The sequence below is a fragment of the Sediminicola sp. YIK13 genome, from assembly GCF_001430825.1.
Taxonomy (GTDB): domain Bacteria; phylum Bacteroidota; class Bacteroidia; order Flavobacteriales; family Flavobacteriaceae; genus Sediminicola.
Genome location: NZ_CP010535.1, coordinates 450,117 through 466,861 on the forward strand (window position 1 = coordinate 450,117; position 16,745 = coordinate 466,861).

General features: G+C 39.8%; 10 protein-coding genes. 4 read left to right on the top strand and 6 right to left on the bottom strand.

The window, feature by feature from the left end; genetic code table 11:
- Positions 1-27: 27 nt before the first annotated feature.
- A complete protein-coding gene (locus SB49_RS02105; protein ID WP_062053402.1) occupies positions 28-951 on the bottom strand; it encodes a homoserine kinase in 924 nt (307 codons plus the stop codon).
- 2 nt (positions 952-953) lie between these two features.
- On the bottom strand, positions 954-3,398 hold the full coding sequence (thrA, locus tag SB49_RS02110) for a bifunctional aspartate kinase/homoserine dehydrogenase I (protein ID WP_062053404.1): 2,445 nt from the start codon (positions 3,396-3,398) through the stop codon (positions 954-956).
- Positions 3,399-3,668: 270 nt separating this feature from the next.
- Between thrA and SB49_RS02115 the strand changes: the two genes are divergently transcribed.
- Positions 3,669-5,210: an NAD(P)H-hydrate dehydratase gene (locus tag SB49_RS02115; protein ID WP_062053406.1), complete on the top strand. Its 1,542-nt coding sequence runs from the start codon at positions 3,669-3,671 to the stop codon at positions 5,208-5,210.
- 8 nt (positions 5,211-5,218) lie between these two features.
- Here SB49_RS02115 and SB49_RS02120 read toward each other — a convergent pair whose 3' ends face one another.
- Positions 5,219-5,620 (bottom strand): hypothetical protein, encoded by a 402-nt coding sequence (locus SB49_RS02120; protein ID WP_062053408.1) that lies wholly within the window; start codon positions 5,618-5,620, stop codon positions 5,219-5,221.
- Between the two features lie 203 nt (positions 5,621-5,823).
- Positions 5,824-8,376, bottom strand: coding sequence for an ATP-dependent Clp protease ATP-binding subunit (locus tag SB49_RS02125; protein WP_062053410.1), 2,553 nt, complete (start codon positions 8,374-8,376; stop codon positions 5,824-5,826).
- Between the two features lie 261 nt (positions 8,377-8,637).
- On the opposite strand from SB49_RS02125, the gene gyrA reads away from it, so the two are divergent.
- On the top strand, positions 8,638-11,169 hold the full coding sequence (gene gyrA / locus SB49_RS02130) for a DNA gyrase subunit A (protein ID WP_062053412.1): 2,532 nt from the start codon (positions 8,638-8,640) through the stop codon (positions 11,167-11,169).
- 35 nt (positions 11,170-11,204) lie between these two features.
- Positions 11,205-12,467 carry a tetratricopeptide repeat protein gene (locus SB49_RS02135; RefSeq protein ID WP_062053414.1) on the top strand — a complete coding sequence of 421 codons (1,263 nt, stop codon included), beginning with the start codon at positions 11,205-11,207 and terminating at the stop codon, positions 12,465-12,467.
- 54 nt (positions 12,468-12,521) lie between these two features.
- On the opposite strand, the gene SB49_RS02140 is transcribed toward SB49_RS02135, so the two are convergent.
- Together SB49_RS02140 and SB49_RS02145 are read right to left on the bottom strand one after the other, a co-directional pair.
- Complete coding sequence (locus SB49_RS02140) at positions 12,522-13,274, bottom strand: C40 family peptidase (protein WP_062053416.1); 753 nt, start codon at positions 13,272-13,274, stop codon at positions 12,522-12,524.
- A gap of 22 nt (positions 13,275-13,296) precedes the next feature.
- Positions 13,297-14,472: an acetyl-CoA C-acyltransferase gene (locus SB49_RS02145; protein WP_062053418.1), complete on the bottom strand. Its 1,176-nt coding sequence runs from the start codon at positions 14,470-14,472 to the stop codon at positions 13,297-13,299.
- Positions 14,473-14,592: 120 nt separating this feature from the next.
- On the opposite strand from SB49_RS02145, the gene SB49_RS02150 reads away from it, so the two are divergent.
- Positions 14,593-16,638 carry an HD family phosphohydrolase gene (locus SB49_RS02150; protein ID WP_062053420.1) on the top strand — a complete coding sequence of 682 codons (2,046 nt, stop codon included), beginning with the start codon at positions 14,593-14,595 and terminating at the stop codon, positions 16,636-16,638.
- The last annotated feature ends 107 nt before the right edge of the window (positions 16,639-16,745 follow it).

The window sequence follows — 16,745 nt, forward strand, 5'->3', positions numbered from 1 at the left end:
TGCTGGTTTAGTAGTTATGTGGTGAGGTTACTTGACAATTTTTATTCCTTCGGTATTGATCTTTGACACATGGATGTCATAATCAATAGCTATTTTTTGATACACATTGCGCATGGCTTTGGCAACTTCCTTGGCGTTGGCCTCTCCCTTGCTTAATGCAAATATGGATGGCCCAGAACCCGATATGCCACAACCTAATGCTCCCGCTAATAGGGATTCGGACTTGACCTTATCAAAGCCAGGGATTAAAATAGAACGGATTGGTTCCACAATAAAATCTTCCAAGGATCTGCCTATAAGGTCATAGTCTTCTGTGTAGAGTCCAGCAATCAGGCCGCCCAGATTACCCCATTGCTTAATCCCATCTTCCAGGGAAATAGTGGTCTTGAGAATTTTTCTTGAATCCGATGTTTTTATTTCTATTTGTGGATGGATTACTGTGGCAAATAACTGGCTTGGACTGTTGATCCTAACAATGTCCAAGGGAGTATAACTGCGGACCAAGGTAAATCCACCAAAAATTGCCGGGGCCACGTTATCGGCGTGGGCCACCCCACTTGCCAAACGTTCTCCTTCCATAGCGAATTTTACCAATTCCAAGTTGCTAAAGGGCTTCCCCAATAACTGGTTCATTGCCCATACTGCCCCAGTGGAACTTGCGGCGCTGCTGCCTATTCCACTGCCGGCCTTTATATTTTTGTAGATTTCAATTTCGAAACCGCCATCGTACTCACTCTCAGCAAGAAGAGCCAGACCTGCCACTCCTGCCACATTTTGATGGGTTTCCATTGGCAAATCCTGCCCAGTTAATTTTGTGATCTTTATGCCTTTATCCGCGGTTTTGCGAACAACCATTTCATCGCCTACAGCATCCAATGCCAATCCCAGGACATCAAAGCCGCAAGAAACATTGGCGATAGTGGCTGGGCAAAATACTTTAATAGCCTCCATAGTTAAAAGTTACCTATCCTTATTATATCTGCAAATATTCCTGAGGCTGTCACTTCCGCACCTGCACCTGCACCTTTAATGATCATAGGTTGGTTGGGGTAGCGTTCCGTGAAAAAGAGCACGATATTATCACTGCCCTCCAGATTGTAAAAATCATGGCCTTTGGGAATATGCTGAAGCCCTACGCTGGCCTTGCCATTTTCAAATTGGGCCACATATTTAAGCTTGCAATCCTTTTCACTGGCCTCTTTAAATATTTTTTGGAACGAGGCTTCGTGTTTTACAAGAGAGGCAAAGAAGTCATCATTATTAGAGGTGGCCAAACTTTCTTCTGGTAGGAACGATTGGTTTTCGATATCCTCAATGTCCAATTGATACCCACTTTCCCTGGCCAATATCAATATTTTCCGCATCACATCAATACCACTAAGGTCAATCTTTGGATCGGGCTCTGTATACCCTTCTTTTTGAGCCTGTAGTACCACATCATGGAAGGTAGTTTGATCGTTGAAGTTGTTAAAGACAAAATTTAAACTACCAGAAAGTACGGCTTGTATTTTTTTTACTTTATCACCAGAGGCAATTAAGTTTTTGAGGGTGTCAATAATGGGTAATCCGGCGCCGACATTTGTCTCGAACAAAAATGGCGCATTGTATTTACGGGCCATTTGTTTTAGTTCCAGGTATTTGTTGTAATCAGAGGAACACGCAATTTTGTTGCAGGTGACCACAGAAATGCTGTTTCTAAGGTAGGTAGTATAACTATCGGATACAGCAGGACTTGCCGTATTATCAACAAAGATGCTGTTGCGGTAGTTCAGCAAATTTACAGTTTCAAAAAATTTGTTGCTATCCGCTTTCTCGCCTTCGGCCAAAACTGACTCCCAATTTTTTAGGGAGATGCCATTTTCATCAAAAGCCATGGTCCTTGAATTGCTGATGCCAATAACCCGTATATTGAGCTTTAAATACTCCTTTAGGTATTTTTTTTGTTGTTGAATCTGATTTAAAAATTTAGCACCGACATTCCCAACGCCCATTACAAAGAGATTCAATTGTTTGATATTCTCTTCGAAGAATTCTTCGTGCAGTGCATTCAGGGCCTTTTTTACATCGCCCTTACTAATAACGGCAGATATGTTTCTTTCGGAGGCGCCTTGGGCAATCACCCTGATATTCACATTGTTTTTTCCTAGGGTGCTGAACATTTTACCGCTAAGGCCTTGGTGACTTTTCATATTATCCCCAACAAGGGCTATGATGGCAAGGTCCTCTTCCAAAATAACTGGTTTTATTTTACCAAGTGATATCTCATATTCAAAGGCCTCATTTACAATTGCCACAGCTTTTTTTGCATCACTGGAAGCTATTCCCACACATATAGAATGTTCTGAGGAAGCTTGTGTAATAAGGACCACACTGATTCCCGCATTGGAAAGCACTTCAAAAAATCGTTTTGAAATACCTGGAATCCCAACCATACCAGGTCCTTCCAGTGACAAAAGTGCAATACTTTCTACGTGACTGATTCCCCTGACAGTTTTGCCTTTTTCATTTTGGTTTTTTGTGATCAAAGTCCCAGCGGCCTCAGGTTCGAATGTGTTTTTTATAACAATGGAAATACCTTTGGACAACACGGGTTGTATCGTTGGAGGGTATAGAACCTTGGCCCCAAAATGGGAAAGTTCCATCGCCTCTTCGTAAGAGATATGGGGTATTGCCATAGCTTGTTTTACAATCTTGGGATTTGCGGTGTACATACCGCTAACATCGGTCCATATTTCCAATACCTCGGCACTTAGGGCACCCGCCATTATAGCTGCTGTAAAGTCAGATCCTCCTCTGCCCAATGTGGTGGAATTTCCATTGACGGAGGAAGCTATAAATCCAGCGCAAACCGTAATTGTATGGGGAGTATCTTTAAAATATGCTAAGCAGTTTGCATTGGTCATTTCAAAATTTACAGCTGCCTTTCCGTGATTGTCATTGGTTTTAATGAGTTCCCTACTATCCTGATACCCTACATCCAGTTTTTCGGACGCAAAATATTCACTGATGATATATGAGGATAACAATTCTCCAAAGCTTACTATTTTATCCGATAATTTTGGGGTGATTTCGCCAATTAAAAAGGCACCTTCCAAAAGGGTTTCCAGGATATTCAGTTCGCTTTTCACTTTGCTAAGTACCTTGCTTTGTGATTGGACCGGAATGAGCTCCTTTATGGTTTGTATATGACGCTCCTCTATCTCCTTTAAATATGTACGGTATTCCTTGTTTTGATCCGAAGCTAAATTGGCTGTGGTTAAAAGTAGGTCCGTTATTCCCCCAAGGGCAGAAACAACGACTACTATCTTTTTGTCTCCATTGGAAGCAACAATATTTTTTACCTGGGATATATTTTTGGCGTTGGCCACTGAGGTACCACCGAATTTTAAAACTTTCATTATGGTATTATATTAAAATGAAACTTATTTATGAAATAAAAAGGGATAGGAACGGACGAATATATAGCAGTTTACCCCAAAGGGGTGATAGTGATTGTAGCAATGGCTGTAAAATTACCATTGGTATACAAAGAAAAAGATGGTGTTATGTCCGTTTTGTAAGGATTCATTGGTCTTATAAAGTCTCAAATGTAGTATTTTTGAGTAGGTAATCAAATGATTGGGAATATTTTTACCAAATCATCAACTTTTGTTAAATATTATTAGGGAATGAAGATTTTTACTGCCCAACAGATATATGAAGCTGATAAAAGCACAATTGTTAATCAGCAGATTACGAGTGATGAGCTAATGGAGCGTGCAGGGACACAGTTATTTACTTGGTTGCATTCAAGGCTTCAGGGGGCACCGGTAAAAATACATTTGTTTTGTGGCATAGGAAACAATGGGGGAGATGGGATGGTCGTGGCAAGGCATTTACAAGAACACGGTTACCTCATTGGCGTTCATGTGGTAACATATAGTGAGAAACGTTCCCACGACTTCCTATTAAACCTGAACAGATTAAAGGAACGAAAGATTTGGCCAAATTTTATAGGCCCAAATGATGAATTGCCCAAAATAGATAAGGAAGATATTATTGTAGACGCCGTTTTTGGAATTGGCCTTAATAGAACTCCAGATGATTGGGTCATTAAAGTGATACAACATTTGAACAACTCCAGGGCATTTATTCTTTCGGTGGACATCCCGTCTGGATTATTTGTCGATAAGGCTCCCAATAATAAAGACAGTATTGTTAGGGCCAATCATGTACTGAGTTTTCAAGCTCCCAAATTGATATTCTTTTTGCCGCAAACAGGGATTTTTAGTAATCAATGGGAGGTGTTGGATATTGGGTTGGACGAGGATTATTTGAATTCGGTGAACAATGTATATGAACTGATAGGTAAAAACGAGGTTTTGCCTTGGTACAGGCCGAGGGAAAAGTTTTCCCATAAAGGCACATATGGTCACTCATTGATTATTGGGGGCAGTTATGGAAAAATAGGCGCCGTGATTTTAGCTTCAGACGCTTGTTTAAATACCGGAAGTGGTTTGTTGACTGCCTACATTCCTACATGCGGATATATTCCCATGCAAACAGCGCTGCCAGAGGCTATGGTGATCACGGATGCCAATGAAAAATTCGTTTCGGATATTCAATTTGAGCTCACACCTACAGTAATTGGTTTGGGTATAGGAATTGGTCAGGATGACATTACGATTGGGGCATTACAAGAATTTTTAAGTTCCAATAAAAGACCCTTGGTGGTAGATGCCGATGCCCTCAATATCATCTCCAAGAATAAAGATTTCCTAAAAATGATACCGGCCCAATCTGTACTGACCCCGCATCCAAAAGAATTGGAACGATTGATCGGCAGTTGGCAAGACGATTTTGAAAAATTAGAAAAAGCGCAAGCCTTTTCTAGGCAGCACGACATAATAGTGGTCATAAAAGGCGCCCATACCATTACCTTATATAACGGCAAAGGGTATATCAATACAACAGGTAATCCAGGTATGGCCACAGCCGGTAGCGGTGATGTGCTTACAGGTATGATCACAGGACTGATAGCCCAAGGGTACGATTCCTTGAGAGCTACTGTTTTTGCAATTTATTTACATGGAAGATCGGGGGATCTTGCTGTGGAGCAATGTGGTTATCAGGCCTTGACGGCGTCTGAACTCATAGATTTTATAGGAGATGCCTTTTTGGACCTTTTCAATGTCCAAGAAGAGTCTGGTCCGCAGGAGGAAATAGAATAATTAGTCTTCTATTTTGTCCCTACTCGCTTTTTTACCCAAGCCAGGGCGTTGTCAAATTCTATAAAAAACTTCATCGGTTTTTTGTAGAACATTTTTTCAATCTTAAAATTATGCATATCAATTTCCTTTATGGAAACAATGGCAAATGCTTTAAGATTTTCCATTTCTCTAAGGTAGTTGTATACCGTAGGATCTATCGCGTAAGAGTTTTTTCGGAGGCTGATATAGCCAAAATCCTTATCTCTAAAGTGAATCTCAGAAATTCCAATAATTTGAAAGGCCCTTTCAAGTGTCATGGTGACACCTTCTTCAAAAATGGCGACCATATAATTGTCAAATACTTGTACTACTCCTGTTTCTAATTGGTATTCCCTTACGATTATAGTCTTCTTGGTGTGTCCGACTTTCATTTCGTATTATTTATAGTGTTGCTCGAATACGAAAGTAGTTGAAGGCTTATGTTTTGGGAAAAATATTAGATTAAGAGCTTAAATATCGTTTATTGTGTGTTGTAGGAACTAAAGTTGTCTATTTATTCCTACGTCCTACATTTTTGGACATAAAAAAAGGAGTCGATTTGTTCGACTCCTTTATGTTTAAATTCTTACAAATTTTAAGTTTTGGAAGATTCCTCAGCCTTTTTTATGTCAATGGTAAGCTCTTCTTTCTTTTCATCGAGGTCCATATAGATACTATCGCCTTCATTCAGTTTGGAATTAACGATTTCTTCAGCGAGTGCATCCTCTATATATTTCTGTATGGCCCTTTTTAAAGGTCGTGCACCGTATTGTTTATCGAATCCTTTTTCTGCAATATAATCCTTTGCCTTGTCGGTTAGATTTAGGTTATAACCTATGTCTTTGATTCTAGCAAACAATTTGCGAAGCTCAATATCAATGATTTTGTGGATGTCTTCCCTTTCAAGAGGATTAAATACAACCACATCATCTATTCTGTTAAGAAATTCTGGAGCAAAGGCTTTCTTTAAAGCATTCTCTATAACCCCTTTTTGATGTGAGTCAGATTGCGCCTTCATTGCGGCAGTACCAAAACCGACACCTTGGCCAAAATCTTTCAATTGTCTGGCCCCAATATTGGAGGTCATGATAATGATGGTGTTTCGGAAGTCGATCTTCCTTCCCAAGCTATCTGTTAAAAAGCCGTCATCCAATACTTGTAAAAGCATATTGAAAACATCTGGGTGAGCTTTTTCTATCTCATCCAGTAGTATAACGGAATAAGGCTTACGTCTTACTTTCTCCGTCAATTGTCCGCCTTCTTCATAACCTACATATCCCGGAGGTGCTCCCACCAATCTGGATATAGCAAATTTTTCCATATACTCACTCATGTCGACACGTATCAGCGCATCTTCAGAGTCGAACAATTCTTTGGCCAGTACTTTTGCCAATTGGGTTTTACCTACTCCGGTTTGCCCTAGGAAAATGAAGGAGCCAATAGGTTTGTCCGGATCTTTTAACCCGGCCCTATTACGCTGTATGGCTTTGGCAACCTTCGCCACAGCTTCATCTTGTCCAATGACGTTGGATTTAATTAGGCTGGGCAGCTCTGCCAATTTATTACTTTCTGTTTGTGCTATCCTGTTCACCGGGATACCGCTCATCATGGACACTACATCTGCCACATTGTCCTCAGAAACAGTTTCTCTGTGTAATTTGCTGTCCTCTTCCCATTTTTCTTGGGCTATGGCCAAATCTTTTTCCAATCTTTTTTCATCGTCCCTTAGTTTCGCAGCCTCTTCATAGCGTTGTTTCTTAACAACACTATTTTTTAATTCGCGAACATCTTCCAACTGTTTTTCAAGTTCCAAGATTTGTTTGGGCACGTCCATGTTGATGATGTGGACTCTGGATCCTGCCTCATCGAGTGCATCAATGGCCTTATCCGGTAAAAACCTATCCGTCATATAACGGTTGGTCAATTTCACACAGGCAACGATAGCTTCATCTGTATAGATGACATTGTGGTGATCCTCGTATTTTCCTTTGATGTTTTTAAGGATTTCTATGGTTTCCTCTACAGTTGTAGGTTCAACGATCACCTTTTGAAAACGACGTTCCAATGCACCGTCTTTTTCAATGTATTGACGGTATTCGTCCAAAGTGGTTGCACCAATACATTGAATTTCACCCCTAGCCAGGGCGGGCTTGAACATATTGGAAGCATCTAAACTTCCAGTAGCTCCACCAGCACCTACAATGGTATGGATTTCATCAATGAACAAAATGATGTCGTCATTTTTTTCCAATTCGTTCATCACCGCTTTCATTCGTTCCTCGAACTGTCCACGGTATTTTGTGCCTGCTACCAGGGATGCAAGATCCAAGGTAACCACCCTTTTGTTGTAAAGGATACGGGATACTTTTTTATTGATTATCCGCAAGGCAAGGCCTTCAGCAATGGCACTCTTACCAACACCAGGTTCCCCTATCAATAGCGGATTGTTCTTTTTTCTTCTACTTAATATTTGTGAGACCCTTTCAATTTCTTTTTCACGTCCTACAACAGGGTCCAATTTATTTTCCTCGGCCATTTGCGTCAGGTCCCTTCCAAAATTGTCCAAGACTGGAGTTTTGGACTTTTTGCTTCCCTTTTGTGAGCTCGAAGAACCACCAAATGTTCCCTCTTTACCCTCATTGCTCTCATCGGAGTCGTTGGGGAAAGATTCTGCTCTTGGGGTGTCTATATAATCATCATCACTGGTTATCATCGATTTGAATTGTTCTTTGACGCCATCGTAATCCACTTTCAGTTTGTGAAGCAACTTTGTAGTTGGGTCATTCTCATTTCTCAAAATGCAAAGCAAAAGATGGGCTGTGTTAATAGAAGAGCTCTGGAATAATTTAGCTTCCAGAAACGTAGTTTTTAAGGCGCGCTCAGCCTGCCTAGTCAAATGTAAGTTCTTTTTGTCCTTTTGTATGTTGCCTGGGTTGGGGTTGGCAGGACTTAGTATTTCAACTTTTCTTCTTAAGTGGTCCAAATCTACATCCAATGCATCCAAAATGCTTATTGCCTTTCCATTTCCATCGCGCAACAGACCAAGCATAAGGTGCTCAGTACCAATAAAATCGTGACCAAGCCTTAACGCTTCCTCTTTACTATAGGCAATTACATCTTTTACCCTTGGCGAAAAATTATCATCCATAAAATATTCCTTTCTTCATTAAAAATAGTAAATCTAATACTATCTAAGGCAAATACCGTACCCATATTTTTATATTACTGGTCTAAGTGACGAAAAAAAGGAAGATTTACAAAAAAATTAACAATCAAATTATCAACTAAATCAACTAGGCAAACTGTTAATAAATTATTCGATAAAGTATCTTTAATATGCCTTGTATGCTTTGATTTTCCGTATATTGGCATGATTTTTTAACCAATTTAGTATATACGATTTTTTAATATGGCGGAAGGGGAAAAGTTAATTCCAATCAACATTGATGATGAAATGAAATCTGCCTACATTGATTATTCAATGTCGGTCATTGTGTCACGTGCCTTACCTGATGTAAGGGATGGTCTAAAGCCTGTGCATCGAAGGGTCTTGTACGGAATGCACGAATTAGGTGTAAGATCAAACAGCGCGCACAAAAAATCTGCTAGAATTGTAGGTGAGGTTTTGGGTAAGTATCACCCTCACGGGGATACGTCTGTTTATGATTCCATGGTACGTATGGCTCAGGAATGGAGTTTGCGCTACATGTTGGTAGATGGTCAAGGTAACTTTGGTTCTGTAGATGGTGATAGTCCAGCTGCAATGCGTTATACGGAGGCCCGTATGCGTAAGATAGCCGATGAAATGTTGGCTGACATAGAAAAGGATACCGTAGATCATCAATTAAACTTTGATGATTCCTTAAAGGAGCCCACTGTGCTACCTGCTAAAATTCCAAATTTATTGGTGAATGGGGCTTCAGGTATTGCTGTTGGTATGGCTACTAACATGCCGCCACACAACTTATCCGAGGTTATTGATGGTACTGTTGCTTACATCGACAATAACGATATAGAGATAGATGAACTGATTACACATATCAAGGCACCGGATTTTCCAACAGGGGGAATTATATATGGTTATGATGGTGTTGTCGAAGCCTTTAAAACGGGTCGTGGCAGGGTTGTAATGCGCGCCAAGGCGAATATTGAGGAAGTACAGGGCAAAGAATGTATCATTGTCACCGAAATTCCATATCAGGTCAACAAGGCTGATATGATCAAGAAGACGGCCGACCTTGTAAATGATAAAAAGATTGAGGGTATTTCAAGTATTCGTGATGAATCCGATAGAAATGGGATGCGTATCGTATATATCTTGAAAAGAGACGCGATACCCAATATCGTATTGAACACCTTATATAAATACACTTCATTACAGACCTCCTTTAGTGTAAACAACATTGCCTTGGTCAAAGGAAGACCGCAATTGTTGAATGTAAAGGAAATGATCCACTACTTTGTGGAGCATCGTCATGAAGTTGTTGTAAGAAGAACTGAATTCGATCTTAAAAAAGCGGAAGACAGGGCCCATATACTTGAAGGTCTTATCATAGCCTCGGATAATATCGATGAAGTAATTGCTATTATCAGGGCATCCTCAAATGCTGATGAAGCACGTGATAATTTAATTGAACGATTTAAATTATCGGAAATACAGGCAAAAGCCATTGTTGAAATGCGCCTTCGTCAACTTACCGGACTGGAACAGGATAAATTGCGTTCCGAATATGAAGAGGTGTTGGCAACCATAGAGGATTTAAGGGATATCTTGGCCAGAAAAGAACGCAGAATGCAAATCATTAAAGATGAACTTCTGGAAATGAAGGAAAGATATGGTGATCTTAGACGTTCAGAAATAAATTTTGCTGGTGGTGACCTAAGCATGGAGGATATGATCCCTGATGAGCAGGTGGTTATTACCATTTCCCATGCCGGCTACATCAAAAGAACTTCACTTTCCGAGTACAAGACCCAAAATAGGGGTGGCGTTGGTCAAAAAGCATCCTCGACCAGAAATGAAGATTTCTTAGAGTACCTATTTGTTGGTACCAACCACCAATATATGTTGTTCTTCACCCAAAAAGGAAAATGTTTCTGGATGAGGGTTTACGAAATTCCAGAAGGCAGTAGGACTTCCAAAGGTCGTGCTATTCAGAACTTGATCAATATAGAACAAGATGATACTGTTAAAGCCTTTATTTGTACCCAAGACTTGAAAGATGAGGAGTATGTGAACAATCATTATGTGATCATGGCCACCAAAAAAGGTATTGTAAAGAAAACCTCTTTGGAGCAATATTCAAGACCTAGACAAAATGGTATCAATGCTATTGGGATAAGGGAAGGCGATGAGCTGTTGGAAGCCAAATTAACTACCGGTACCAGTCAGATATTCTTAGGACTTAAATCTGGAAAGGCTATTCGTTTTGAAGAAAGCAAAACCAGACCTATGGGTAGAAATGCCTCTGGAGTGCGAGGGATAACCTTGGCAGATGATAACGATGAAGTGATCGGAATGGTTTCTGTTCATGATTTTGATGAGGAGATTCTTGTAGTTTCGGAAAATGGATATGGTAAACGTTCCAGTATCGATGATTACAGAATTACCAATAGGGGTGGTAAAGGTGTTAAAACTATTTCCATTACCGATAAGACAGGGGGACTTGTTGCCATTAAGAATGTCTCCGATTCTGACGATCTTATGATCATTAATAAATCTGGGATTGCTATACGTATGAGTGTGGAAGATCTAAGGGTTATGGGAAGAGCTACCCAAGGAGTTCGTTTGATCAATATTAAAGGAAACGATTCTATCGCTGCAGTGGCCAAGGTCATGAAGGACGAAGAAGAAGTTGTTGATGCCGATATTAACGATATTGAGGTAGAACCTGAGAATGGCACGGCTCTTGATACTAATGAAACCGAAACAGAAGAATAATAAATAAACACACGATAACTATTAATACATTTAAAATGAAAACTAAAATTTTAATACTGGCGGCCATATCATATTCTTTGGTCGGATTTTCACAGAAAAATGAGATAAAGACTGCGGAGAAAGCTTTAAAATCTGGTGACGCTATAGCCGCAAAAGCAGCTATTGAAAGTGCATCAGGCATGATAGGTGGAGCAGACGACAAAATGAAAGCGGAATATTATCTTTTGAGAGGTAATATTTATAAAGATTTGGCCCAAAAAGGTGATGCAACTGCTTTTGATGCAGCCATTCAGGGATACAATGATCTAATTGCATTGGAAGCCAAAACTGGAAAACAAAAATATACTGCTGAGGCCCAACAAAAACTAACTGCCATTACTGCAGATTTGGTAAATTCTGCGGTAACTGACAATCAAGAGAAGCGATACAAAGAAGCTGGAGAGAAGTTATACAAGAGCTATAATCTGAGCAAAAAAGATACTATTTATCTTTATTACGCAGCCAGTAGTGCGGTAAACGGCGGGCATTATGAGCAAGCGCTTACCTACTATAATGAGTTGAAGGATCTTGGTTACAACGGTAGCGAAATGAAATACTCCGCTGTCAACATTGAAACCGGTGAAGTTGAGGAGATGGCCAAGAATCAGAGGGATTTAATGGTAAAATCAGGAACCTACAAAGATCCAAAAGACGAAAGAACTCCTTCTAAGAGTTCAGAGATCGTAAAAAATATTGCATTGATCTATACGCAATTGGGTCAAGATGATAAAGCTTTGGAAGCTTATAAGGATGCTAGGGCCAACGATCCAACTGATGTAAACTTAATTTTGAACGAAGCTAATTTGTATTTCAAATTAGGTGACAAGGAAAAATTTAAGGCTTTGATGTCTGAAGCTGCTGAGGTTGCACCTGATAATCCAGATCTTTTTTACAACATTGGGGTAATCAATATGGAACAAGGGAATATGGAAGCTGCAAGGGATGCTTACAAAAGAGCATTGGAGATCAATCCAGGTTATGTCAATGCACAGTTGAATTTATCCACAACCTATGTGAATGAAGGAAACAGTATGATTGATGACATGAATAAATTGGGTAACTCCAAGGCCGATATTGCGAAATATGATGTCTTTAAGAAAAAGAAGGATAGCCTGTTCAGAGAAGGAGCTACTGTTTTGGAAGATGCATTAAAATTAAACCCTGATAACCAAGGGATCTTAACGCAGTTGAAGAACATCTACGGCGCTTTGGGTGACAATGAAAACTTCATGAGACTGAAGAAGTTGTTGGGAGAATAATTCCTAAACTCATCACATAAAAAAAAGCCTTCGAATTTTCGAAGGCTTTTTTATTTATATTATTTTCTTGATGACGCGGAGTTGATGGGTGTAGCTTCTGGTTTCCGTGTTAAAAATTCCAGTATGGTCAATGCGATCTATTCGAACCTTGCCCTGAGCGTGGATCACATAATTGTTTTGCATAATGATACCAACGTGGTCAATTACCCCATCATTATTGTCAAAAAATGCCAGATCTCCTGCTTCGCTTTCTTCTATGAAACTAAGGGGTTCACCTTGAGTGGATTGTTGGGCCGCAGTGCGTAGGAGTTGATGCCCATTTATTTTATAGACCATTTGGGTAAGGCCAGAGGCATCAATGCCAAAGGGTGTTTTACCGCCCCATAAATAAGGGGTGTTCAAATAAAGAAGGGCCGTATCCAATAACGTGCTCTTTTCTTTGATGCCGCCAATAAAGTTTCCCTCAAAATGATGGGAAACTAAATCTATATTTTGGATTGTAGATCCCAGGACTATAGGGATAAGAATATCAGAATCCGTACTTACAAAGGAAACGAGATCCGAGGTGTTTTTTATTTCCGGATTGGTATGGGCCTGTTGGTAAACTTCTTCTGAAATAAACAGGAATTGACTGTTGCTGACCCAGCCTTCGGTAGCATCAAAGGCAATGCGGATCCTACTCCAATGCTTGCGATGTTCCAAAACCTTAAAATGGTCCCCATACAAAAGTTGGGTGACCATCTCACTGACATCGTCGGCAATTGCTCTTACAGGAACAATACTAAGGTGGCAAATACCGTATTGCATAGATTTGCTTTACAGGAATATATTATTTTTTCTCCAATACAATTGCAGAAGCACCACCACCACCATTACAAATAGCTGCTGCACCTATCTTACCATTGTTCTGTTGCATTACACTTAAAAGGGTGATGATGATCCTTGCGCCGGAACACCCAAGTGGATGTCCTAAGGAAACAGCACCGCCGTTTACATTTACGTTTGCATCTGTTAACCCAAGAATTTTCATATTGGCCAATCCTACAACTGCAAAAGCCTCATTGAATTCAAAATAATCTACTTGGTCTTGTGAAATGCCTGCCTTGGCCAAGGCTTTTGGTAGTGCTTTGGATGGCGCTGTTGTGAACCACTTTGGTTCTTGTGCAGCATCGGCATAACTTTTTATGGTCGCAAGTGGCTTTAAATTTAATTCTTTTGCTTTTTCGGCACTCATTAAAATCAATGCTGCTGCTCCATCATTTATAGTAGAGGCATTGGCCGCGGTTACAGTACCGTCTTTTGAGAAGGCGGGACGCAAGGTTGGAATCTTATCCAATCGAACGTTTTTGTACTCTTCATCTTCACTTACTATAATGGCTTCCCCTCTTCGTTGTGGTACTTCTACGGGAACTACTTCATCATTAAACTTCCCAGCCTTCCACGCCGCTGCCGATCTCTCATAAGACTGTACAGCAAAGGCATCCTGGTCTTCCCTTGTAAATTGGTATTCAGTAGCACAAGCATCGGCACATGTGCCCATCGCGTTTTGATCATAGGCATCTACCAAACCGTCTTTTTGCATGCCATCAATCAAAGTGGCAGGTCCAAATTTATGTCCATTTCTCATATGCACATAATGCGGTATGGAACTCATGTTTTCCATTCCCCCCGCTACTATGATGGAAGCATCTCCCAAAGCGATACTTTGAGCCGCTTGCATTACGGTCTTCATTCCAGAGGCACATACCTTATTGATAGTAGTACATGGCACGGTGTCCGGGATTCCGGCAAAAATAGCTGCTTGTCTGGCAGGAGCTTGTCCTGTACCTGCCTGCACTACATTACCCATTAAAACCTCTTCGACCAGTTTTGGGTCTAGATTGATTTTATCCAAGGCTCCTTTTATGGCTATGGCGCCTAATTTAGGAGCTGCAATACTGGATAAGGCCCCCATAAAACTACCTATGGGAGTTCTGGCAACAGATACAATAACTACTTCTTTCATGACTATTTTTATAAATGATATTGCGAAATTAATAAATTAAAGTGCAAAGAACATGGTTCTCTTGGTAAAAGCCTTTTATAAATATATATTTTTCTATTTTTGGTGGAGATACCAAGATATATGAGGAAATTTTTAGATCGGCTTTATAAAAATCAATCACTCATATATAAGTATGTTTTATATGCTGTCTCCATTTTTTTGGTTGTATTCTTTTTCCCCAAGGGGGGCAAGTTTAAGTATGAATTCCAAAAAGGGAAGCCATGGCAGTACGATAACTTGTACGCCCCATTTGATTTTTCCATCAAAAAAACGGACGAGGAAATCGCCAAGGAAAAGCTGAATATTCAGAACAACCTCATTGATTATTATGCCTTTGATGAGGACTTGGAAAAAGAAGTCTATTATGCTTTTGAAAGAAAGTTCGATACCATCTTTGCGGGATATAAGTTAAAAATGGGTCAATTTACCTCCTTGAAAAAGGTGGGTTATGAAATTCTTGACGAAATCTACGCAAACGGGGTTCTTAAGTCCAATGGAATTACGACTAAAAAGAGCCTGTATTTGGTCCAGGGCAATGAAGCCCGTCGGGTTAATATTGACGACTTTTATCGCCTTCAGGATATTTCGGGCCTCGTTGATCGGGATTTAAGCAAAAGAGGACTTAGTAATTATACTCCCGAATATCAAGAACTATTTTTCAATATCATAAAGCCCAACGTTTTTTATGATGAAAATCTATCCCAAAAGGAGCTGGAGAATGAATTTTCAGAGCTCTCCACTACCCGTGGCAATATAGATGAAGGGAAGCTCATTATTGTTAAGGGGGAGGTTGTAGAGGCCGATAATTTTAAGATTCTGAATTCATTGAAAGAGGAGTATGAATCAGAATTATGGGCTGCCAATAATTATTATTTTATTCTATTCGGATATACGGTACTGGTAGCTCTGGTTTTGTTGATGCTCTTGTTGTTCCTTAAAAAATATAGGCCCATAACCTTTAAGAACAATACCAAGGTCACATTTATTTTCTTTAATATTTTACTGATGGTGTTTGTGACCACCTTAGTGGTCAAGTACGATGAAACCTATGTGTTTGTGGTTCCTTTGTGTATACTTCCATTAATAATAAAGACCTTTTTTGATGCCCGCTTGGGATTGTTTGTGCATGTCCTTACGGTACTTATCTTGGGATTTGTAGTTCCCAATAGCTTCGAATACATATTTCTTCAGATAATGGCGGGTATCGTAACCATTCTAACGGTGTCTGAGCTCTATAAGAGGGCCAATCTATTTATTTCCGTAACCGAGATCACCCTTATCTATATGGTTGGCTATTTCGCCTTCCATATTATCCATGAAGGCAATTTGGAGAATATTCATTGGTTGGTATTTGGGTTATTTTTGTTGAATGGAATGATTACACTTTTTGTACAACCATTGATCTATATCTATGAGAAAATTTTTGGATTGGTCTCCGATGTTTCCCTTCTGGAGTTGTCAGACACCAATTCCAAGCTTTTAAAGGAGCTTTCCAATAAAGCTCCCGGCACTTTCCATCATTCCCTGCAGGTCGCTAATTTGGCCGAAGCTGCTGCCAATGAGATTGGGGCGAATGCCATGTTGGTTAGGGTAGGGGCCTTGTACCATGATATTGGGAAAATGAACAACCCTACTTATTTTACAGAAAACCAGATCACCAATGTGAACCCTCATAATGAACTACAGCCATTGGACAGTGCGAAGATTATTATAGACCATGTTATAGAGGGAGTGGAGATTGCCAGGAAAAATAATCTTCCCGACCGTGTGATAGATTTTATAAGGGTACACCATGGAACCACTTTGGTCTATTATTTTTATAAAAAACAGATGGAATTGGAAGAAGGGGCGGACGAAAATGATTTTAGATATCCGGGGCCCATACCTTTTTCCAAAGAAACTGCAATTTTAATGATGGCCGATTCTATAGAAGCTGCATCCAAAAGTCTTAAAAATCCTACTTTCTTGATCATTGATGAGTTCGTGGATAAGATAATTTCGGGCCAAATGAATGCAAATCAGTTTTTAAATGCCAATATTACCTTCAAAGAAATAGAGACCATAAAGAAGGTATTGAAACAGAAACTCATTAATATCTACCACCTTAGGGTTGAGTACCCCGAATAGATTTTAAGGGCGAAAAATATTCCCATAAAAAAAATCAAAAAATAGTTGCGTTCTAGGATATGAAAAAGTACATTTGCAACCGCATTTTTATATGCGCGATCTTAAAG